Origin of the sequence: Bhargavaea beijingensis (assembly GCF_900101985.1) — a bacterium.
Taxonomy (GTDB): domain Bacteria; phylum Bacillota; class Bacilli; order Bacillales_A; family Planococcaceae; genus Bhargavaea; species Bhargavaea beijingensis.
The window spans coordinates 1-18,459 of the sequence record NZ_FNAR01000008.1 but is presented as its reverse complement, the minus strand read 5'-3'; the positions used below and the strand labels follow the sequence as shown (position 1 = coordinate 18,459).

Here is an 18,459-nt window from a genome sequence, read left to right as displayed (position 1 = left end):
CGCCCTTTTGCTTACGGGCACCTATTATAGACGTACAAAAAAAGCAACAGTTCCATTATGGAATACGTTGCCTTTCGTGTCAATTCGGCTTTTGGGCTGTGCCGGGGGCTCCTGTACGGTTTTTCGGAGCAAGGAGCTCACGGAATTCTTCCTCATCCAACCCTCCGAAACTGCTGTTTCCCGCCGCCTTTTTAAACCCTTCCACTTGCGTATGGGTCATGTAGCGTGACGGAGAAATGGACAGAATGTCGCCCACTGCCTCATGGACCGGAATAGCCGGCAGGTCTTTTTTGCGCCACAGTTTCGTCACGCAATACGTCCATAAATCCTCTTCCGTGACGGAACCGTAACCGTAGAAGCTGAACTCATCGGCTTTGTTGAAAAGCGCCGGCCGTACCCGTTCAAACAGATCTCCGGTGTCTTGCTGAACCATGCTGTCACATCCTCTCCTTGAGTCGTACGGGCCCTTGCTCCCGCATACGGATATTGTATAAGATTTCGGCCACCATGAGAAGGAAGTGTTCAATGTGTCGACATTTTTCCGGGGCACCATCATTCTGATGGGCGCGGTATTCCTGTCCAAGTTTTTCGGCTTCATCTACAGGATGCAGTTTATGCGGGTTGCGGGGGAAGAAGCGGTCGGCACTTACATGACCGCCTATCCGGCGTTCATCTTTTTCCTTGCCTTGATCCAGCTCGGCCTCCCGATCGGTGTCGCCAAGGTTGTCGCGGAACTTCATGCAAAAGGCGAACGGAACGGCCTCCATCAGGTGATGCGCACTTCGGTCATCCTGTCTGTTGCCGCTTCTGTTGTCCTTCTCCCGCTGTTCATCCTCGGCATCCCTTATTTGTCCGGGACGCTTCTCGGCAATCCGGAAACTTCGGTCGTGCTATACATCTCGCTGGCCGCACTGCCGATTGCCACCGCCTCAGGGCTGATCCGGGGTTATTTCCAGGGCATCGCGCGGATTGAGGAAACCGCATGGTCACAGATTCTCGAACAGACGGTTCGTATCGCCCTCATCAGCTTTCTTCTGCCGATGTTCGCCGACCCGTCCCGTCCCGCGATGACGGCAGGGTATGCAATGGGAATCACCGGAGCGGCCGAAGTCGCGACCTTGCTTTACCTGTACATCAAGTATCGTCAGGTCAAACGGAGCAAAACCGAAAAGCCGAAAGGGCTGTACCCGCTCCGGCCGATTTTATCCGTATCCCTTCCGTCTTCCGGAAGCCGCCTGTTCGGTTCGTTCACCTGGTTCCTGGAGCCGATCGTCTTTATCCGCGCGCTCGGCATGGCCGGAATCGGGGTGACGGCGGCGACCTCGCTGTATGGCGTCATTTCAGGCGTTTTGATTCCGTTGCTTTTGTTCCCCGCCTTCATCTCCCACGCTCTTGCTGTTGTCCTCGTGCCGGCGGTCTCAAGCGCCGCTGCCCTTAACGATGTCCGGCTTCTGCGGGAACGGATCCATCTGTCGCTCCGAATTTCCGCGATCACGGGGAGCGTCGCCGCCGCCGTATTCTTTCTACACGGAGAGGAAATGGCGGTCAAGCTGTTCCATATCTCGGATGGCGGTGCCTATATGCTGATGCTAGCACCGATTTTCTTCTTCTATTACATTCAGGGCCCGCTCCATTCCATCCTTCAGGCGATGCAGGAGGCAAAGGCCGCCATGATGAACTCCGTATACGGCGGCATCGGCAAGCTCCTCGTCATGTTCGTCCTGGCCTCACAGCCAGGTCTCCAGGAAGCGGGCGCCGTCATGGCCATCGGCTTCGGGGTGCTGGTAACTTCATTTCTTCATATTGCGACACTGCGCAAAAAACGGGATGCTTCCACAGGCTTCACGATGTTCATCATCCCGTATCTTTCTTTTATCCTGACGGTCGTCGCCCGGCCGCTTCTGATTGAAAAAGTGCCATTCGGAATGCTAGGAGACATCATTGTCACTTCTGCTTTCCTTCTTGTGCTTCTGTTCCTGTTCCGCTATTTCCGGTTGTCCGACCTGCAGATGGTCCGCAAGCTTGCCAAGCGCTTTTGATCATCACCCTGTCCGGCCTTTTTCCTGGATGTGCATCCCATCCTTATCGAACGCACAAAAAAAGATTTGCTCTGGGCCGCTGTATCCGGCGGCCTGGATTTCATCCATCAGCCACTCCAAATCTTTTCCGATCAGCGGCAAGTGCTCCTTCTGGATCACACCGTCCGAAATGAGCGGAAGTATCGGCTTGTCACCGTTTTTTTCGAAGACCGCCAAGTTTCCGCTCGGCTCCAGGAATGCATAGGCGACATTGCGTACAGAAGCCACCTGCTGCTCGCGCAACTGCTGAAGCAGGTCGTCAATGTTGTAGCGCTGCTGTCTCATATTCTGTTCTTCAATCACACCGTTCCGGATGATGACCGATGGATCCCCTTCGACGACATCCCGGAACTTTTTGTTTTTCAGCGAAAAGTAGGAAGCCGTGACCTGAATAAGCAAGAGCATCAAAATCGGCGTTATCGCCATGAACAGCGAACTGTCAGGGTCATCAAGTGCGAAGGCGGCCACTTCGGCCATCAGGACGGAAATGACAAGGTCGACCACACTCAATTCCCCGAGCTCCCGCTTCCCCATCAGCCGGAGCACGACGATGATGAGCACATACAGGAAAACCGTCCGCCATATCACTGTCAGCAAATCTTCCATGATGCACCTCTTTTCCTGCTCAGTATGGACATCAAGATGGGAAACATTCACCCGGTTTTCGGCAGCTGCATCTACGTGGAATAAGAAAAACCGCAGGCACGGGAGAAAATCCCACTGTGCCTGCGGTCATTGAAACGGATCAGTTGTCGAGAACACGGCCGACTGCCGCACGTTCGAATTGTAGACGGGATCCGTCAGAGCATTTCAAGAATACGGTTGCGTCATCCACTGCATCGATCGTGCCGTGGAGGCCTCCGATTGTTACGACTTTGTCACCGCGCTGGAGTTCATTTTGCATTTTTTGAGTGGCTTTCTGCCGCTTCTGCGCCGGGCGGATCAAGAAGAACCACATCACAGCGAACATCAGGATCAGCGGCGCCAAGGCTACTAATGTTTCCAATTATTTTCCCCCTTTCTGTATGGTACAAGTATACAAGCTTCAGAAGTTTTTTGCATTCGGTTTGTTATAGCCATATTTCTCAAAAAACTCTTCGCGGAAATCGCCGAGACGGTCTTCGCGAATTGCCTGCCGGACCTGTTCCATGAGATCCATGAGGAAATACAGATTATGGTAGGACGTCAGCCGGATGCCGAACGACTCTTCCGCCTTGATCAGATGGCGGATATAAGCACGGCTGTAATTCCGGCATACATAGCAATCGCAGTTCTCATCCAGTGGCCTGAAGTCACGGGCGAATTTCGCATTCCGGACGACGAGCCGTCCTTCGCTTGTCATGAGTGTGCCGTTGCGGGCGATCCGTGTCGGCAGCACACAGTCGAACATATCGATGCCGCGGATCGATCCGTCGATGAGCGCATCCGGTGATCCGACGCCCATCAGATAGCGCGGCTTGTTTTCCGGAAGGAGCGGTGTCGTGAAGTCTAGCACTTGGTTCATGACTTCCTTCGGTTCGCCGACAGAAAGGCCGCCGACCGCGTAACCCGGGAAGTCTAGAGAAATCAGGTCACGGGCGCTCTGGCGGCGCAAGTCTTCGAATTCGCCCCCCTGGACGATGCCGAACAATCCCTGGTCTTCTGGACGGCTGTGCGCTTCAAGGCACCGCTCCGCCCAGCGGGACGTCCGCTCGACGCTCGCCTTCATGTACTCGTGGGATGCCGGATATGGCGGGCACTCGTCAAATGCCATCATAATATCCGAGCCGAGCGCATTCTGGATCTCCATCGCTTTTTCGGGGCTCAGGAACAGCTTGCTGCCGTCAAGATGATGGCGGAAATGGACGCCTTCTTCCTCGATCTTCCTCATGTCGCTCAGCGAGAACACCTGGAAGCCTCCCGAATCGGTCAGGATGGCACGGTCCCAGTTCATGAACTTGTGGAGGCCGCCCGCCTCTTTGATGATTTCATGGCCCGGGCGGAGCCACAGATGGTATGTGTTGCTCAGGATGATGCCCGCCTTCATTTCTTTCAGTTCTTCCGGTGACATCGTTTTGACGGTCGCCTGTGTGCCGACCGGCATGAACGCCGGCGTTTCAAACGAGCCGTGCGGCGTATGGACGATGCCGAGGCGCGCGCCCGTCTGCTTGTCCTTTTTGATCAGTTCATAGGTGACCGCTGGAGTCATTTGATTCTCCCTTTCTTTGGAGGCTTCAGGAACATCGCGTCACCGAAGCTGAAGAACCGGTAACGCCCGTCCACTGCATGCCTGTATGCATTGAGGATGATTTCACGGGATGAGAAGGCCGACACGAGCATGATCAGTGTCGACTTCGGGAGGTGGAAGTTGGTGATGAGCCCGTCAATCGCCTTGTATTCATATCCCGGATAGATGAAGATCGATGTCCATCCGCCTGCTGCGACGATGTTGCCGTTGTTTTCGGAAGCAATCGTTTCGAGTGTCCGTGTCGACGTCGTGCCGACCGCAATCACCCGGCCGCCGGCTTCTTTTGTTTTCCGGATGGCCGATGCCGCCTCTTCGGAAACGCTGTAGTACTCCGAATGCATCTCATGGCTTTCAATCGTATCAACGCTGACCGGGCGGAAAGTCCCGAGCCCGACATGGAGCGTGATGAAAACGATCTCGACACCTCTTTCACGGATCCGTTCCAGCAGTTCTTCCGTAAAGTGAAGCCCTGCCGTCGGTGCGGCCGCCGAGCCGCGTTCCTTGGCGAACACGGTCTGGTAGCGGTCCCGGTCATCCAGCTTTTCGTGGATGTAGGGCGGCAGCGGCATTTCGCCAAGGCGGTCCAGCACTTCATAGAAAATGCCCTCATAGCTGAACTTGAATGTCCGTCCCCCGTGATCGCCGACTCCGGTGCATTCCGCTTTGAGCAGCCCGTCACCAAAAGTCACAACCGTGCCGGGCTTCACGCGTTTTGCCGGTTTGACGAGCGTCTCCCATTCATCTTCGCCCTTGTCTGTCAGAAGCAGGACCTCTATGGTGGCACCCGTTTCTTCTTTTATGCCCATCAGCCGCGCTGGCAGGACTTTTGTGTCGTTCAATACGAGGCAGTCGCCCGGTTCGAAGTATTCGAGGATATCGGAGAACTTCCGGTCTTCGAAACTGCCGGTCCGGCGGTCGACGACAAGCAGTCGGGATGCCGTCCGGTCTTTTAATGGTGTCTGCGCGATCAGTTCCTCCGGCAGATGAAAATCAAAATCTTCTACATTCATGGTTGGTTCCTTCTTCCGTCGTCCGGCATGTCCATGCCGAAATGTTCATAGGCGTGCGGTGTGACCACACGCCCGCGTGGTGTGCGCTGCAGGAATCCGGCCTGCAGCAGATAAGGTTCGTAAACATCTTCGATCGTTGCCGATTCTTCGCCGATGCTTGCGGCGATCGTATCAAGGCCGACCGGCCCGCCCCTGAACCGTTCGATCATGGAGAGGAGAAGCTTGTGATCAATGCTGTCCAGTCCGTGTGAGTCGACCTGAAGCAGCTCCAGGGCTTCCTGCGCGGTCGGGAGCGTGATCTGCCCGTTGCCGCGCACTTGTGCAAAGTCCCGGACGCGCCGGAGCAGCCGGTTGGCGATCCGCGGCGTTCCTCGTGAACGCATTGCCATCTCCTCCGCCGCCTCCCGGGTGATGGGTGCGCCGAAAATGTCGGCGCTCCGGACCACGATCTCCGCCAGTGCTTCCCGGTCATAGTAGTCGAGCCGGAGCGGCACGCCGAACCGGTCCCGGAGCGGTGCCGATAAAGCCCCGGCCCTCGTGGTCGCTCCGATCAGTGTGAACGGAGGCAGATCAAATCGGATCGATCTGGCCTCCGGCCCCTTGCCGACGACGATATCGAGGCAAAAGTCCTCCATCGCCGGATAAAGCACTTCTTCGACCGCACGGCTCAGACGGTGGATTTCGTCGATGAACAGCACATCTCCCGGTTCCAGTGAGCTGACGATGGCTGCCAAGTCCCCGGGACGTTCGATTGCCGGCCCGCTCGTCGTCCGGAAATTGACACCCATCTCATTTGCGATGACCGAGGCGAGTGTCGTCTTGCCGAGACCCGGCGGCCCATAGAGAAGCACATGGTCCAGGCTTTCCTCCCGCTGCTTGGCCGCTTCGATGAAAATGCCGAGATTATGCTTGACCCGCTCCTGGCCGATGTACTGTCCGAGCCGCTGAGGCCGCAGCGACTGCTCAAAGCCGTCGTCAAATGCCGAAGCTTCACCGGAAATGACCCGTTCTTCCATCAGTGCCCCCCCTTTCCATCAGGTTGTTCAAAGCGGTTCACCATTTAACCCTGCTTAAGCAAAAGCGCGAGCGCCCGCTTCATGTAAGCTTCCGTATTTTCAAGCGTTTCGTTTTCGAGTTTCTGCCGGATCTTGCCGAGCTCCCGCTCCGAATAGCCGAGTGCGGTGAGCGCAAGCATCGCTTCGTCAAGGTCGTGATTTGAACCCAAAGCCGGCTCCGGTTCGTTTTCCATCATGAAGACGACTTCATCGGTCACGCCGTCAAGCTTCCCTTTCAGATCGAGAATGATCTGACGGGCGGTCTTTTTGCCGACACCCGGGAATTTCACGAGGAATTTTTCATCTTCCGCCTCGATGGCCGCCACAACCTGCGCGGTCATCCCGCCGGCCAAGATCGCCAGCGCACCTTTCGGCCCGATGCCGGAGACGGTGATCAGTTTCCTGAACAATTCCCGCTGCTCCGGCGCCTGGAAACCAATCAGCTGCATCACGTCTTCCCTGACATGGAGATGCGTAAAAACCTGCTTTTCCTCATCCGCATGGAAGGCATACGGATTGGGCGTGATCACCTGATAGCCGATGCCGCCCTGCTCAACCGTGATATACTCGGGCGTCACCCGGGTGATGCGCCCTTTTATGTAATCGTACAAACCATGTTCCCCCTCTGTCACATTGAGTAGATTATAGCATATAGTCCGACCGCGTTCCGGGACGATGTTTTGAGAGACGTAAGACGTTGACCGCGTTTTATAAGGATTGGACTGCCGGCCGGCCTTCCAAAAGAATGTATTCTCCCCCAAGCATCTGGGGGAGGTTTTGGGGGAGCTCTGGGGGACGTTATAAATCAGTGGACAGACGATGATCGTCGTACTTCGTTACGGCGGGTTTTAATTCCAACTACCTAACCCCCTCAAAAGATTGCATAAGACGTCTTCCCTTCCTGACAGTCCATCAACGCCTTCAGCTTAAATTCATGAGCATATTAGATGTACTTATCCGTCACATAAAAACATTCGGGTTGTCGTCGGTCAGTCGGCGAATGGTTCACTTATGGGGTGGCGGCTCATATAAATTTCTCTGCTTATCTTTGTGGTCAATACAGCGGGGTTTTTGACAACGCAAAGACCCCGAACCAGGACTTTTTGAAGTGCCTATAGTTCGGGGGTCAGTTCAAACGGAATTATAAAATTCAGTGTGCTGTTTTTCTATTACTTAACAACATCCTATATCCGGTGTGTATCCACACTCATTATTCATGAAAAATAAACTAAAGGAGCAGATAAATTTATCTACTCCTTTGTACCGACCAAGATTTAAATCATGTTATCTCTTTGTTCATCTAATCTTCGTCGAAATACTACAGCCGACACAGCGAATATAACAAAAGCTACTGCTGAAGCAGCGGTAACCATCTTCAACGTATTCCCTATTGGAGATTCAAATAACAATGCGACAGAGATGATTAAAATGGCACCAGTTAAACCGGTTCCTAAAATTGAGATTGCCAATACCTTGTTCATTTAAACCACCTCACCAATACTTACAAGTTATTAAAGCAAGCTACAGCTCCACCGATAGCACCACCACCAATCACTGCATATGCACCAATACATGCAGCACATATCGTAGCAGTCACTGGTGTCGGTGTTGCACACGACCCGCCGCATGCAACAGCAATAATGTAAGCAGCCGTACCACCAATACCAAGCACTGCTGCAAGACAAGCTGCCACTGCACCTACACCCATTGGCTGAATTTCAGATTCAACCGGCTTTTCTGCAAGCATTTCTTCATCTGTGATATAGGAGATCCCAGTGTCCTCAGATTTAACAAGCGATCCGTCCAGATACGTTTCAACTTGGAAGTTTTCTATCTCGTTTTTGGTCACTAACATTTCATTTGTCTGTAATACAGTATTATCCTCATCGAAGAATACAGTTATGTTACTAGGAATACTATAATCCCCATGTAAAGGAACCGTAACAACCGTAACTCCTCCCCCGACAGTGTATACAGTCGACGCCTCTAAATCAAATGCAGATACAGGAGCTATATTCTCAATATCACCATTCTCCACAGCATGTGACGTTGCATTTACAAACTCCTCAGCCTCATCACCTGTAACTACAACAATATCTTGACTACTATCACCTTGCGCAGTAACGTTCGCAGCAGGCGTTAAATTTAAACTGAACATAGCCAAAATCATTACTACTAAAAGTAAAACGGATTGAGAATTCAAACATGACGGTAAGTGAATGGATTGACATCTGGTTTGAAACAAAGTCAGGGAAATGGAAAAAACCTACGAGGGATCACCGGAAAGGGATTATGACAAATTACGTCAAGCCGCTGATCGGCCGGTACAAGCTGGCAACCCTCGACCGGACCACGTATGAGCGGGAATTTATCAATGTCATGCTCCAGAAGTTAAAGCCAAGAACGGTGAACCTCTACCATCAGACGTTCATGATTGCCGTCAATGCAGCCGTCCAGGACGAATACATCACCAGAAACCGATTCAGCGGTATGTCGGTGGAGACCGGAAAGAATGACCCTCCCTTCTTGACTGCCAAGCAACTGAATGTCTTACTGTCGGCGGTAAAGGAAAAAGCAATGCCGACTCATAATGTCATTCTCCATCTGCTGGCATACACCGGTCTTCGTGTTGGTGAAGTCTTAGGACTGACCTGGGAAGAGATCGATCCGCAGAACAAAACAGTAACTGTCCTTCGAACACGCGATGCCAGGGGCATACGAGAACCCAAGACACTTAACAGCTACCGGACCGTGCTGATTGACCAGCAAGTAATTGACATGCTGATGTCCTATAAGACCTGGACGAAAGCCCAAAAGCTGCGACATGGAATCAGACACTCTGAAAAAGATTTCGCGTTTATATCCAGTCGAGGAACGGCCATCACATATAGCGCCGTACGCGACTATCTGAGGTGTTTTATCAGGCGGAACGACTTGGACATACCGAAGATCACTCCGCACGCCCTGCGCCATTCCCATGCTGCTCTGCTGCTGTCTCAGGGACTGCCTGTCCACGATGTCGCCGAACGATTGGGCAATACTGCGGATATGGTCATGAAGGTCTATGGATACGCCATTGATGACCTCAAAGTTGAGTCGGTTACCCTCTTCGCGAACGCCCTTAATCTATGAATTGGGGAGGTTTTGGGGGAGGTCCTCCTCCGAACCCTCCCAATTGTATAGTTTTTAACCATCAAAAAAAGTACCCCGGATCTCTCTTGGCTTTGAGAGATCCGGGGCAAGAAACAATCAATGGTTCGCACGTTTCGATACTTGATAGCACAGCGGAATCCAGGCGGACATCGCTTTATCCGTGAACCGGTCCAGCTTCACTTTCATGATTTTCTGTTTGTCATCGTCAAGGGACAGCAAGTACAGCCATTCCCTCAGCAATTCATTCGGATAAAGAAGCAGATTGAAAGACGACGCGGAAAGCGAAGCGAGTCCTGGCTGCTCGCCGCACAGGTAATCCAGGTTAAAGTCGACATGCGACAGGACGCGGTGGATCCACAGGGCGGTCTCCGTGCCGGACGGACCGATGCAAGCCAGGTCAAAATCGATCATCACGTATTTGCCATCCGGGCCCTTCAGAAAATTATGATGAACGACGTCTCCATGCAGTAGTGTGCAGTGTTCCTCGGGATCATATGTTTTCCGGATCGTCCGGAGCGCTTGCTCGGAATGATAGACGATGGCACCGTAGTGCTGGCTTCCCATCAGCTGCACCAGCTTCTTTTTCTGGCTGCGGAACTTTTCAAGCCGGTCTTCCCATTTTGCGATGAGCGGATACCTGTAAAGCACACCGGTACTTTCCCAACTCACGTGGCCCGAAGTCTCATGGAGCAGGCTGAGTACTGAAAGTGTCCGCTCCCGCCCTTCCCTCGTCGAATAGTCGGCGGGTCTGGCACGGTCTAGCCACGGCTGGATGACCGCCCGTTCATCCGCCGAACCGATGATCGGCAGGATGTGCGGGAACCCGATATTCTGGAGCTCGTCATGGATCCGCCTCACCTTGCGTGCCTGTTGGACGGAATCATATTTCTTCAGCGAATAGCGTTTGCCGCCGACGTCCCATTTCCATACATTCTGTTTAATCTGTCGGATGTTGCCCCCGGCAGTCATGGTTGATCAGTAGCCGCCGTATCCGAACGGAGATCCGCATACATGGCAGCATTGCCCTTGGTGATGGCCATGATGGTGGCCGTGGCCCGGATAAGGCTGGAAGCCCGGCTGCGGCCAGTAAGGCCACGCGGCGGCCTGGACGGGGTACGGCACGGACGGCCCATCGCCACATCCGCAGCCGCCAGGAGACTCTGCCGGATACATGTGCATCGGGGCCTGAGGCACATGGAGGTCGTCAGCCATCGGTGACTCCTGTTCGTGACGATTGCCCATATACACGTCCAGCGAAGAGGAATAAGAACTCGATTCGCTCATTTTCCAACCACGATCCGGCGATTCTTGCTCAGCCGGCATGGCGTATTCCGGCATCCCCTCCGCAACAGGCAGCGTGTAGCCCGGTGCTGCCGGCATTTGCGGCATGGCCGGATACGGATGTGCTTCTGGGTATGGCTGCATCGGCATCTGAGGATAAGGGTGCATCATTTGAGGGTAGTGATGGTACGGCATATGGCCGCACATGCAGCTCATATCAAACACCGGCATACAACAGAACGGCATCGGCATCATCGGGATGGCCGCCTCCTTCTCTGGTGGACATGGATGAGGCATCGGGGGCATCTCCATTTCCGGCATGACCGGTGGCGGTGCCATCGGCGACTCTTCTTCCATCGGCGGTGGTGGCGGAACCGGCAACGGTGCCGGCTTTGGCGGTGCCGGCTTTGGCGGTGCCGGCTTTGGCGGTGCCGGCTTTTCCATCGGCGGCGGTGGTGGCGGAACCGGAGTCAGCTCCGACGATTCCATTTCCTGTTTTTCTTTCACCGGTTTTTTCGGCCGTCCGTCTTTATACGGATGTTCGGCGGGCGGCTTGCCTTTCCCCTTCTTTGCATGATCCGGCAGGAAGATCTTCATCCCCGGCACGATATAGTCCGGATTTGCCAGATGGGCGTTGAGCCGTTTGACTTCTTCAAAGGGAACCCCGTACTGCCTGGAGATTTTCCAGAGGGTATCCCCTTTCTGCACAATGTGCACGTGCATTGCTTCTCCCCCTTCCATCGGTATAGCGTATGACCCCGCGCTGGGCGATGACACTGAAACTTTGACAGACTCCGAGGACGTCTTCACAATAAGCTATGAGAAAACGAACAGCAGTTATGACGGGAAGGAGTCGAAGCTCATGGAAAAGTTGAAGGGAAACGAGCGGAGAGAGCTGATCCTCAGCAAACTAAAAGAAAGCAGGCGGCCGATCAAAGGGGCCGACCTGGCAAAATTATGCGGAGTGAGCCGCCAGGTCATCGTCGGGGATATTACGTTACTGAAGGCGCACGGCGAGTCCATCGTGGCGACGAGTTCAGGATATGTCCACCTGGGTAGTGAAGCACCGCAGCGAAAAGGCGTTTTGTCGAGAAAAGTCGCCTGTACGCACACTCCTGACCAGACGGAGGGCGAGCTGAACCTGATCGTCGACGCAGGCGCTTCTGTCCGTGATGTCACCGTTGAGCATCCGGTTTATGGAGAACTGACCGCCGCCATCATGGTCAATAACCGGCATGACGTGGGCCAATTTATCTCCCGCGTAAACGAGACCGGATCGCCTTTCCTGCTGGAGCTGACCGGCGGCCCGCATCTGCACACCATCTCCGCGGACAGCGAAGAAATATTGGACCGTGCAGAGCAGGCGCTAAGGGAGCATGGCCTGTTGACTGACGAGGCGTGACGGGAAGCGCGGTTATTGCCTAACAGAGAAACAGCTCCCCCATATAAAAACCGGCATCGCGCTTAATGTTCGCGCGGTGCCGGTTTGATTTCATATGTCCTGTAAGTGCCGAGCGGCTTGACGATGCAGCCGAGGGCTTCGAGTTCTTCCAAGGCGCCTTTCATCATCTGCTCTTCTTTCCCGGCGTCGACGTCGACGATAAAGAAATAATCGCCGAGCCCCGTTTTCATCGGCCGAGATTCGATTTTGGTCAGGTTGAGCCGCCTCCAGGCGAAAACGGACAGCACCTGATGAAGCGCTCCGGAGCGGTTGTCCTTCGGAAGATTGATCATCAGTGTTGATTTGACCTTGTCCCCGCATCCGTCTTTGCCGATCTCTTCATCTCGCTTTGAAAGGACGACAAACCGCGTCCGGTTAAAGTGGAAATCATTGATGCTGTCCTGCACGATTTTCAGTCCATATTTTTCTGCCGCAAACCGGTTGCCGATGGCTGCAATGTTCAGATCCGGATTATCGGATGCATATTTCGCCGCACCCGCAGTCGAGGTTGCCTGAATCAGTGGCACGCCGCGGAACCGGTAGTGCAGGAATTTATGGCACTGTGCCAGCGCCTGCGGGTGGGAATGGATTGATTCCACCTCTTCCCACCTGTCCGCCTGCTTTGGATGGACCATGAGATGCTGATCGATGGGCTGCAGGATCTCCGCATTAATATAAAGCTCCACTTCATGATAAAGGTAATCGACCGTCAGGGAGACGGCCCCTTCCAGCGCATTTTCAATCGGGACGACTGCATAGTCTGCACGGTCTTCCGATACGGCTTCGATCGCTTCCGGAATTGTCGTATAAGGCATAAGCCAGTCTCCGCGGAACAGGCCATCCGCCGCCAGATGGGTGAACGACGCCTCCGGTCCGAGATAAGCCACCCGTGTCACTGCTTTTTCCAAACCGTTCTCCCCCTCAATAAGCGCCCGAGCTGACGACATCTGCCGATTCGATGAACGGCAGACGCTTGAGCGTCTGCAGAAACGTGTTCAATTCCATCGTCATTGCGGTCACGTCCAGGGACAATGTGACATTCGCGCGTCCCTGGATCGGAATTGTCTGATGGATCGTCAGCACATTGCACTCCGTCTCAGCCACGGTGCGCAGCAGTTCCGCAAGTGCCCCTTCCCGATCCTCCAGTTGCAGGAAGATCGTGAGGATCCGCTCCTGGACGACTGAATGGAACGGAAAGACCGTGTCGCGATATTTATAAAATGCGCTCCGTGACAGGCCGACCCGTTTTACCGCATCCCAGATGGTCGTCTCCTCACCGTTCTGCAGGAGGCGCTTTGCTTCGAGCGTTTTCTGCATCGATTCCGTCAGGACGTCTTCCCTGACCAGATAGTAATTTTCATCCGAAACATCTTTCATTGTTTCAGCCCTCTTTTCTCTTCCTGCCGTCCTCGCCGGCAGGCCCCCTTATGGGCAGGTCTCAATCCACGAATTCGAACTCGTAGTCCATAATGCGGACCGTGTCGCCGTTCTGGACGCCGCGCTCCCTCAAGGCATCATCAATGCCCATGCCGCGGAGCTGGCGGCCGAACCGGCGAACCGATTCCTCATGCGAGAAGTTCGTCATCTTGAACAGCCGCTCGATCGCAGGACCGCCCACCGTAAACGCACCGTCGTCGTCCCGGCCGATGACAAACTCGTCTTTTTTCTCTGCTTCAAACTTGTAAAGCACGTGGCGTGATTCTTCCACTTCCTCGGGATCATAAAGCGGGAACTCAGGCGTTTCTTCAAGAAGGTCCGCAATGGCATAAAGCAGATCCGACAGTCCCTGGCGGGTGATGGCGGAAATCGGGTAGACCCTCACATCCGAGGGAATTTGCTCCTTGAATTCGGCCAGGTTGATCTCGGCCTCGGGCATGTCCATCTTATTGGCCACGACAATCTGCGGACGTTCCGTGAGGCGGAGGTTGTATTGCTCCAATTCCTCATTGATCGTCGCATAGTCCTCATACGGATCCCGGCCTTCCATCCCGGACATGTCGATGACATGTACGATGACGCGCGTCCGTTCGATATGGCGCAGAAACTGATGGCCGAGCCCGACCCCCTGATGGGCCCCTTCAATCAGGCCAGGCAAGTCGGCCATGACAAAACTTCGCCCGTCACCTGCATCCACGACACCGAGGTTCGGGACGATCGTTGTAAAGTGATAGTCCCCGATCTTCGGCTTGGCCGCCGAGACGACCGACAGCAACGTCGACTTGCCGACACTCGGGAAGCCGACGAGACCAACATCCGCCAGCACTTTCAGCTCGAGAACGACTTCCAGCTCATAGCCCGGCTCGCCCTTCTCGGAAATTTCCGGAGCGGGATTGGCAGGGGTCGCAAATCGGATGTTGCCCCGCCCGCCGCGGCCGCCTTTTGCGATGACCGCGCGCTGGCCATGTTCGGTCAGGTCCGCAATGATTGCGCCCGACTCCGCATCGGTCACCGTCGTGCCCGGCGGCACCTTGACGATCATGTCCTTCGCGTTTTTTCCGTGCATGCTCTTGCTCATCCCGTGCTCGCCGCGCTGAGCCTTGAAATGCCTCTGATAGCGGAAGTCCATCAGCGTGCGCAGACCTTCGTCCACTTCAAAGATGACATCGGCCCCCTTGCCGCCGTCTCCGCCCGCAGGCCCACCCATCGGCTCATATTTCTCACGTCGGAACGCGACCATTCCATTGCCGCCGTCTCCGCCTTTTACATAGATCTTTACGTGATCGACAAACATCACCGATCCACCTTCCTTCCAGATACTGTCATCATCAGTTGCCCATTTTCTACAGCGTGCTCAAATGTAAACCGTGCGCCGGGTGCCGCTTCCGGCAAGTTTCCCTGCAGTTCGTGGGGGCCGGTCAGCATGAAGTTGACAGCCCACGCCCCGGACTCTGTCTTTACCCGGATGTGTGCCCTGTATTCCGCATAGGGACTCAGGCTTTCGTGCAGGTCCGAAAACAACTCTTCGAGAAAGGCCTCCGCCTCCCCGTCAGTCTCCCTGTCACCCGGTCCGTCCGCGGACACGTCCAGAAACACCTCGTATTCCGGGAAGCGCCAGCCAAAGGTGAGAAGCCATACTCCCAGGCGCGGCATGCCCAGGGCACCAAGCGCGGACTCTTGCCGTGCGCGTTCCACGGCTTCATCGATCGCCCTGCGTATCCCGTCCTGCTGGCCGAGATCCATCAGCATCCGGATCAGATGGAGCGTGTTCATATGGTCATGCCTCGAATACTTCAGCAGTTCCTGTGCCGACAGCCGTTCTTCCATTGCGGTCACTTCCCGTCTCCCTAGAGTTCGTGTTCATCCCGTACGTACAGTATAACACTACAGGACGAGCCTGTTTCAATGCAGAGGGGGTAAAAATTCCGCCAAAGAAAAAGCGGGCCGCATGAGAATCATGCAGCCCGCCTTCATCCATCTGTTGCTTATTGAGCAGCCGGATAGACGCTAACTTTTTTCTTGTCGCGGCCGAGACGCTCGAAGCGCACGACACCGTCAACCTTTGCGAACAGCGTATCATCGCCGCCGCGGCCAACGTTTTCACCAGGGTGGATTTTTGTCCCGCGCTGGCGGTACAGAATGGAGCCGCCGGTTACGAATTGGCCGTCCGCGCGCTTTGCACCAAGGCGTTTCGCTTCGGAGTCACGGCCGTTCTTCGTGGAACCTACCCCTTTCTTCGACGCGAAGAACTGGAGATCCAAACGTAGCATGTAGTCCACCTCCTATCGGTTAATAGTCACTTTAATATGTTCACCATAGTCCCGCTCAATGGTCTGCAATGAAACGATCATGGACTTCAGGATCAGCTGGACGGATTCGTCTTCGGGATCCGGCACTTTGACGGACAAATAGCCGCCATCATCGCCAAGATCCACCTTCGGCTCCGTTTCCGTCAGTGCATACACCGAGTTCACGGCGCCGAACGACACGGCCGAGGCCGCGGCGCAGACAAGATCCTTTCCGTGTTCCGCGAAGTCCGCATGGCCGGTCATCTCGAATGAGGTGATGCGGCCATCTGATGTTTCATCCACAATTACCCGGATCACGGCTTACAGGTTGATGCCGTCGATAACGACTTTTGTGTAAGGCTGACGGTGACCCTGCTTCTTGCGGTAGTTTTTACGGCGCTTGTATTTGAAGACAACGATTTTCTTGCCGCGGCCGTGCTTGGCGATCTTACCTGTAACGGTTGCGCCTTCCACGTATGGAGCTCCGACTTTCACGTCGTCGCCGCCGACGAACAATACTTTATCGAAAGTGATCGTCTCCTCGACGTCACCTGCGAGCTTTTCGATGTAGATCTCCTGGCCCGCTTCAACTTTAACTTGCTTGCCGCCTGTTTCAATGATTGCGTACATGCTTGCACCTCCTCTTAGACTAAGACTCGCCCTCCAAGGTGACCTCGCGGTGCTTAGGACCTTGTCAGTGCGGTTGTAGTAGCACGGGTGCGCTACAAACCAACATGAAAATACTATCACAGACCGGACTGCCGGTCAACTGCCGGCCTTGGAAAACTTCCGGAATAAACGCGCTCCAGCACACGCTCATATTTTCTGTACCGCCAGTGAAGAATGTTTTGCAGCAGCAGGAACAGGGAGAGGAACAGGTAAGGTGCCGATTGCGGCAAAAAGAGTATGAAAAAGACGGCAGCGGCAGCCGATACGGAAATGGAGAGCAGAATGAGCGGGAGTTTATGCTTTGGGAGGAAAATAAGCGCTGCCCGCCCGCCATCCAACGGTAAAAACGGCAACAGATTCAGTCCGAGCAGGGCAAGCTGTGTCGCAATCAGCTGGTCGCGGCCGGGGGTGTGGATTAAAAATGACGCGGACAGCAATAAGGTTGTCGCCGCAGGTCCGCCCGCGATGATGATGAGCCTGTCCGATTTCGGCAAACGGGAAAAACGGGGAATCACGATTTCCCCGCCATAAGGCATGATGACGCATTGCCTAACGGGAGCGCCCGTCCATTTTGCGGCCAGCAGATGGCCGGCTTCATGGAACAGGAGCGAGCCGAGTACGATGGCGTAGAACGAGACATTCCCGCTCGCAATGATGGCAAGCAGGAACGGGATCATGACCGGATGCATCCGGTACTTCATTTAGAGAGGACTCCGGTTGTCATTCCCCCGTCCCCCTCAATGACGCCAGCCAATTTTTCACACCTTCCGCGTCCATCAGGTCGCCATTGCGCTGCACACCGAGAAACATCGCCCCGGTTTCCAGCTCCGCAATCGGTTCACCTGTGCCTACCGTCGTATAAGGCAAGGTCAGAAACTTTCCGACGAACCCATAAGTCACCGTATCGCCGTCATCATACTGGACAGTCACCGTCTTCCCCGTCTGGCGGGTATGTCCGGTATAGATGACCAGCCCGTCACCCTTCGCCGTCACCGGGATGGTCGCATCATACGACAGCACCACCCCTTCCCGGAATGGCTGCAGAGACGAAAACTCCGCCATCGCCGGTGTCGCGCCGTCCGCCGTCACCGGCACCACTGTCTCCGGACGCCCCTGATCCACGAACGACATCACCCACTTCTTCAGTACAGTGAGCTCCTCCCCCGACCGTACCAGATGCGTAATCTGCGTCTTCATCACCTGGTGCTCCTCCAGTTTTGCCACCCCGAACAGCACCGCCGTCACGAGCAGCGCCGCCACCCACTTCTCCCTCCACCTCATCAGCACCACACCCCTGCAAAATGTTTTCTCTATCATATGTAGGAGGGAGCGGGCTGATGATAATTTGTTGAGAGATTTGGGGGGCGTCAAGGGCCTTATTGCAAATGACGGGGCACTTGCGGCAAATTCGATGGCCATGTTGCAAATGGCGAACCCTTACGGCAAATCCGCAGGCCATATTGCAAATAGCCGACCCTTGAGGCAAATCCGCAGGCCATGTTGCAAATGGCGAACCCTTGAGGCAAATCTGCCGGCCATGTTGCAAACGGTGAACCCTTGCGGCAAATCCGAAGGCCATGTTGCAAATGACGGGGCACTTGCGGCAAATCCGAAGGCCATATTGCAAATGGCGAACCCTTGAGGCAAATTCGTCGGCCATATTGCAAATGGCCGACCCTTGAGGCAAATTCGATGGCCATATTGCAAAAGGTGAACCCTTGAGGCAAATCCGAAGGCCATATTGCAAATGGCCGACCCTTGAGGCAAATCCGCAGGCCATGTTGCAAATGGCGAACCCTTGAGGCAAATCCGAAGGCCAT

Annotated in this window: 24 protein-coding genes and 1 other annotated feature; of the genes, 3 read left to right on the top strand and 21 right to left on the bottom strand. The window is 54.7% G+C overall.

All coding sequences use genetic code 11. The features are described from left to right. Positions 1–79: 79 nt before the first annotated feature. Entirely contained in the window at positions 80–433 is a 354-nt protein-coding gene (locus BLT01_RS07635; protein ID WP_176765081.1) for a post-transcriptional regulator, read from the bottom strand. 94 nt (positions 434–527) lie between these two features. Here BLT01_RS07635 and BLT01_RS07630 point away from each other — a divergent pair, with 94 nt between their 5' ends. Continuing rightward, complete coding sequence (locus tag BLT01_RS07630) at positions 528–2,039, top strand: putative polysaccharide biosynthesis protein (protein WP_092096616.1); 1,512 nt, start codon at positions 528–530, stop codon at positions 2,037–2,039. A 3-nt stretch (positions 2,040–2,042) separates the two neighbouring features. On the opposite strand, the gene BLT01_RS07625 is transcribed toward BLT01_RS07630, so the two are convergent. The 8 genes from BLT01_RS07625 to BLT01_RS15310 all read right to left on the bottom strand — a co-directional run bounded on the left by BLT01_RS07625 (position 2,043) and on the right by BLT01_RS15310 (position 8,534). Further along, positions 2,043–2,684 carry a DUF421 domain-containing protein gene (locus BLT01_RS07625; protein WP_092096614.1) on the bottom strand — a complete coding sequence of 214 codons (642 nt, stop codon included), beginning with the start codon at positions 2,682–2,684 and terminating at the stop codon, positions 2,043–2,045. A 139-nt stretch (positions 2,685–2,823) separates the two neighbouring features. Further along, the gene (gene yajC / locus BLT01_RS07620; protein WP_092096612.1) at positions 2,824–3,084 is read right to left on the bottom strand and encodes a preprotein translocase subunit YajC; all 261 of its coding nucleotides are present in this window, start codon (positions 3,082–3,084) and stop codon (positions 2,824–2,826) included. Between the two features lie 39 nt (positions 3,085–3,123). Next, entirely contained in the window at positions 3,124–4,266 is a 1,143-nt protein-coding gene (gene tgt / locus BLT01_RS07615; protein ID WP_092096610.1) for a tRNA guanosine(34) transglycosylase Tgt, read from the bottom strand. Next, positions 4,263–5,315: a tRNA preQ1(34) S-adenosylmethionine ribosyltransferase-isomerase QueA gene (gene queA / locus BLT01_RS07610; protein ID WP_092096607.1), complete on the bottom strand. Its 1,053-nt coding sequence runs from the start codon at positions 5,313–5,315 to the stop codon at positions 4,263–4,265. Before queA ends, tgt begins: the two co-directional genes overlap by 4 nt. Beyond that, on the bottom strand, positions 5,312–6,331 hold the full coding sequence (gene ruvB / locus BLT01_RS07605; protein WP_092096604.1) for a Holliday junction branch migration DNA helicase RuvB: 1,020 nt from the start codon (positions 6,329–6,331) through the stop codon (positions 5,312–5,314). The genes queA and ruvB overlap by 4 nt, the downstream gene beginning before the upstream one ends. 44 nt (positions 6,332–6,375) lie before the next feature. Further along, complete coding sequence (gene ruvA / locus BLT01_RS07600) at positions 6,376–6,981, bottom strand: Holliday junction branch migration protein RuvA (protein ID WP_092096601.1); 606 nt, start codon at positions 6,979–6,981, stop codon at positions 6,376–6,378. A 663-nt stretch (positions 6,982–7,644) separates the two neighbouring features. Then, the gene (locus BLT01_RS07595; RefSeq protein WP_092096599.1) at positions 7,645–7,851 is read right to left on the bottom strand and encodes a hypothetical protein; all 207 of its coding nucleotides are present in this window, start codon (positions 7,849–7,851) and stop codon (positions 7,645–7,647) included. A 20-nt stretch (positions 7,852–7,871) separates the two neighbouring features. Continuing rightward, complete coding sequence (locus BLT01_RS15310; RefSeq protein ID WP_218123195.1) at positions 7,872–8,534, bottom strand: hypothetical protein; 663 nt, start codon at positions 8,532–8,534, stop codon at positions 7,872–7,874. 41 nt (positions 8,535–8,575) lie between these two features. On the opposite strand from BLT01_RS15310, the gene BLT01_RS07585 reads away from it, so the two are divergent. Continuing rightward, on the top strand, positions 8,576–9,502 hold the full coding sequence (locus BLT01_RS07585) for a tyrosine-type recombinase/integrase (protein WP_092096597.1): 927 nt from the start codon (positions 8,576–8,578) through the stop codon (positions 9,500–9,502). Between the two features lie 117 nt (positions 9,503–9,619). Here BLT01_RS07585 and BLT01_RS07580 read toward each other — a convergent pair whose 3' ends face one another. Both BLT01_RS07580 and BLT01_RS15495 read right to left on the bottom strand, forming a co-directional pair. Continuing rightward, entirely contained in the window at positions 9,620–10,492 is an 873-nt protein-coding gene (locus BLT01_RS07580) for a phosphotransferase (protein WP_092096595.1), read from the bottom strand. Between the two features lie 6 nt (positions 10,493–10,498). After that, complete coding sequence (locus tag BLT01_RS15495; RefSeq protein WP_218123194.1) at positions 10,499–11,527, bottom strand: LysM peptidoglycan-binding domain-containing protein; 1,029 nt, start codon at positions 11,525–11,527, stop codon at positions 10,499–10,501. Positions 11,528–11,666: 139 nt separating this feature from the next. Between BLT01_RS15495 and BLT01_RS07570 the strand changes: the two genes are divergently transcribed. Then, a complete protein-coding gene (locus BLT01_RS07570; RefSeq protein WP_092096913.1) occupies positions 11,667–12,206 on the top strand; it encodes a transcription repressor NadR in 540 nt (179 codons plus the stop codon). 62 nt (positions 12,207–12,268) lie between these two features. Here the strand turns inward: BLT01_RS07570 and pheA are convergent, their stop codons facing one another. The 10 genes from pheA to BLT01_RS15300 form a co-directional block, all read right to left on the bottom strand. Beyond that, on the bottom strand, positions 12,269–13,192 hold the full coding sequence (gene pheA, locus BLT01_RS07565) for a prephenate dehydratase (protein ID WP_092096594.1): 924 nt from the start codon (positions 13,190–13,192) through the stop codon (positions 12,269–12,271). Then, a complete protein-coding gene (locus BLT01_RS07560) occupies positions 13,167–13,622 on the bottom strand; it encodes an ACT domain-containing protein (protein ID WP_092096592.1) in 456 nt (151 codons plus the stop codon). Before BLT01_RS07560 ends, pheA begins: the two co-directional genes overlap by 26 nt. Positions 13,623–13,683: 61 nt before the next feature. Then, entirely contained in the window at positions 13,684–14,976 is a 1,293-nt protein-coding gene (gene obgE / locus BLT01_RS07555; protein WP_092096589.1) for a GTPase ObgE, read from the bottom strand. Next, positions 14,976–15,509: a Spo0B domain-containing protein gene (locus BLT01_RS07550; RefSeq protein WP_092096586.1), complete on the bottom strand. Its 534-nt coding sequence runs from the start codon at positions 15,507–15,509 to the stop codon at positions 14,976–14,978. The genes obgE and BLT01_RS07550 overlap by 1 nt, the downstream gene beginning before the upstream one ends. Before the next feature lie 158 nt (positions 15,510–15,667). Continuing rightward, positions 15,668–15,952: a 50S ribosomal protein L27 gene (gene rpmA / locus BLT01_RS07545; protein WP_092051364.1), complete on the bottom strand. Its 285-nt coding sequence runs from the start codon at positions 15,950–15,952 to the stop codon at positions 15,668–15,670. A 12-nt stretch (positions 15,953–15,964) separates the two neighbouring features. After that, a complete protein-coding gene (locus BLT01_RS07540) occupies positions 15,965–16,288 on the bottom strand; it encodes a ribosomal-processing cysteine protease Prp (RefSeq protein ID WP_092096583.1) in 324 nt (107 codons plus the stop codon). A gap of 3 nt (positions 16,289–16,291) precedes the next feature. After that, on the bottom strand, positions 16,292–16,600 hold the full coding sequence (gene rplU, locus BLT01_RS07535) for a 50S ribosomal protein L21 (RefSeq protein ID WP_063178181.1): 309 nt from the start codon (positions 16,598–16,600) through the stop codon (positions 16,292–16,294). Between the two features lie 12 nt (positions 16,601–16,612). After that, positions 16,613–16,685 (bottom strand) — a sequence feature (ribosomal protein L21 leader region). A 31-nt stretch (positions 16,686–16,716) separates the two neighbouring features. Beyond that, positions 16,717–17,340 (bottom strand): site-2 protease family protein, encoded by a 624-nt coding sequence (locus tag BLT01_RS07530; RefSeq protein WP_092096580.1) that lies wholly within the window; start codon positions 17,338–17,340, stop codon positions 16,717–16,719. Positions 17,341–17,359: 19 nt separating this feature from the next. Continuing rightward, positions 17,360–17,920 carry a peptidoglycan DD-metalloendopeptidase family protein gene (locus tag BLT01_RS07525; RefSeq protein WP_176765080.1) on the bottom strand — a complete coding sequence of 187 codons (561 nt, stop codon included), beginning with the start codon at positions 17,918–17,920 and terminating at the stop codon, positions 17,360–17,362. A 95-nt stretch (positions 17,921–18,015) separates the two neighbouring features. Continuing rightward, on the bottom strand, positions 18,016–18,459 hold a 444-nt coding region (locus tag BLT01_RS15300), incomplete at its 5' end, for a hypothetical protein (RefSeq protein WP_218123193.1).

Excerpts from the sequence above, each read along its gene's own strand:
- BLT01_RS07525 (WP_176765080.1), bottom strand. The coding sequence starts at position 17,920 with ATGAGGTGGAGGGAGAAGTGGGTGGCGGCGCTGCTCGTGACGGCGGTG.
- BLT01_RS15495 (WP_218123194.1), bottom strand. The coding sequence starts at position 11,527 with ATGCACGTGCACATTGTGCAGAAAGGGGATACCCTCTGGAAAATCTCC.
- obgE (WP_092096589.1), bottom strand. The coding sequence starts at position 14,976 with ATGTTTGTCGATCACGTAAAGATCTATGTAAAAGGCGGAGACGGCGGC.
- BLT01_RS07625 (WP_092096614.1), bottom strand. The coding sequence starts at position 2,684 with ATGGAAGATTTGCTGACAGTGATATGGCGGACGGTTTTCCTGTATGTG.
- pheA (WP_092096594.1), bottom strand. The coding sequence starts at position 13,192 with ATGTCGTCAGCTCGGGCGCTTATTGAGGGGGAGAACGGTTTGGAAAAA.
- BLT01_RS07570 (WP_092096913.1), top strand. The coding sequence starts at position 11,667 with ATGGAAAAGTTGAAGGGAAACGAGCGGAGAGAGCTGATCCTCAGCAAA.
- BLT01_RS07595 (WP_092096599.1), bottom strand. The coding sequence starts at position 7,851 with ATGAACAAGGTATTGGCAATCTCAATTTTAGGAACCGGTTTAACTGGT.
- queA (WP_092096607.1), bottom strand. The coding sequence starts at position 5,315 with ATGAATGTAGAAGATTTTGATTTTCATCTGCCGGAGGAACTGATCGCG.
- BLT01_RS07585 (WP_092096597.1), top strand. The coding sequence starts at position 8,576 with ATGACGGTAAGTGAATGGATTGACATCTGGTTTGAAACAAAGTCAGGG.
- BLT01_RS07560 (WP_092096592.1), bottom strand. The coding sequence starts at position 13,622 with ATGAAAGATGTTTCGGATGAAAATTACTATCTGGTCAGGGAAGACGTC.
- ruvB (WP_092096604.1), bottom strand. The coding sequence starts at position 6,331 with ATGGAAGAACGGGTCATTTCCGGTGAAGCTTCGGCATTTGACGACGGC.
- rplU (WP_063178181.1), bottom strand. The coding sequence starts at position 16,600 with ATGTACGCAATCATTGAAACAGGCGGCAAGCAAGTTAAAGTTGAAGCG.
- BLT01_RS07580 (WP_092096595.1), bottom strand. The coding sequence starts at position 10,492 with ATGACTGCCGGGGGCAACATCCGACAGATTAAACAGAATGTATGGAAA.
- BLT01_RS07530 (WP_092096580.1), bottom strand. The coding sequence starts at position 17,340 with ATGAAGTACCGGATGCATCCGGTCATGATCCCGTTCCTGCTTGCCATC.
- BLT01_RS07550 (WP_092096586.1), bottom strand. The coding sequence starts at position 15,509 with ATGGAAGAACGGCTGTCGGCACAGGAACTGCTGAAGTATTCGAGGCAT.
- tgt (WP_092096610.1), bottom strand. The coding sequence starts at position 4,266 with ATGACTCCAGCGGTCACCTATGAACTGATCAAAAAGGACAAGCAGACG.
- rpmA (WP_092051364.1), bottom strand. The coding sequence starts at position 15,952 with ATGCTACGTTTGGATCTCCAGTTCTTCGCGTCGAAGAAAGGGGTAGGT.
- BLT01_RS07635 (WP_176765081.1), bottom strand. The coding sequence starts at position 433 with ATGGTTCAGCAAGACACCGGAGATCTGTTTGAACGGGTACGGCCGGCG.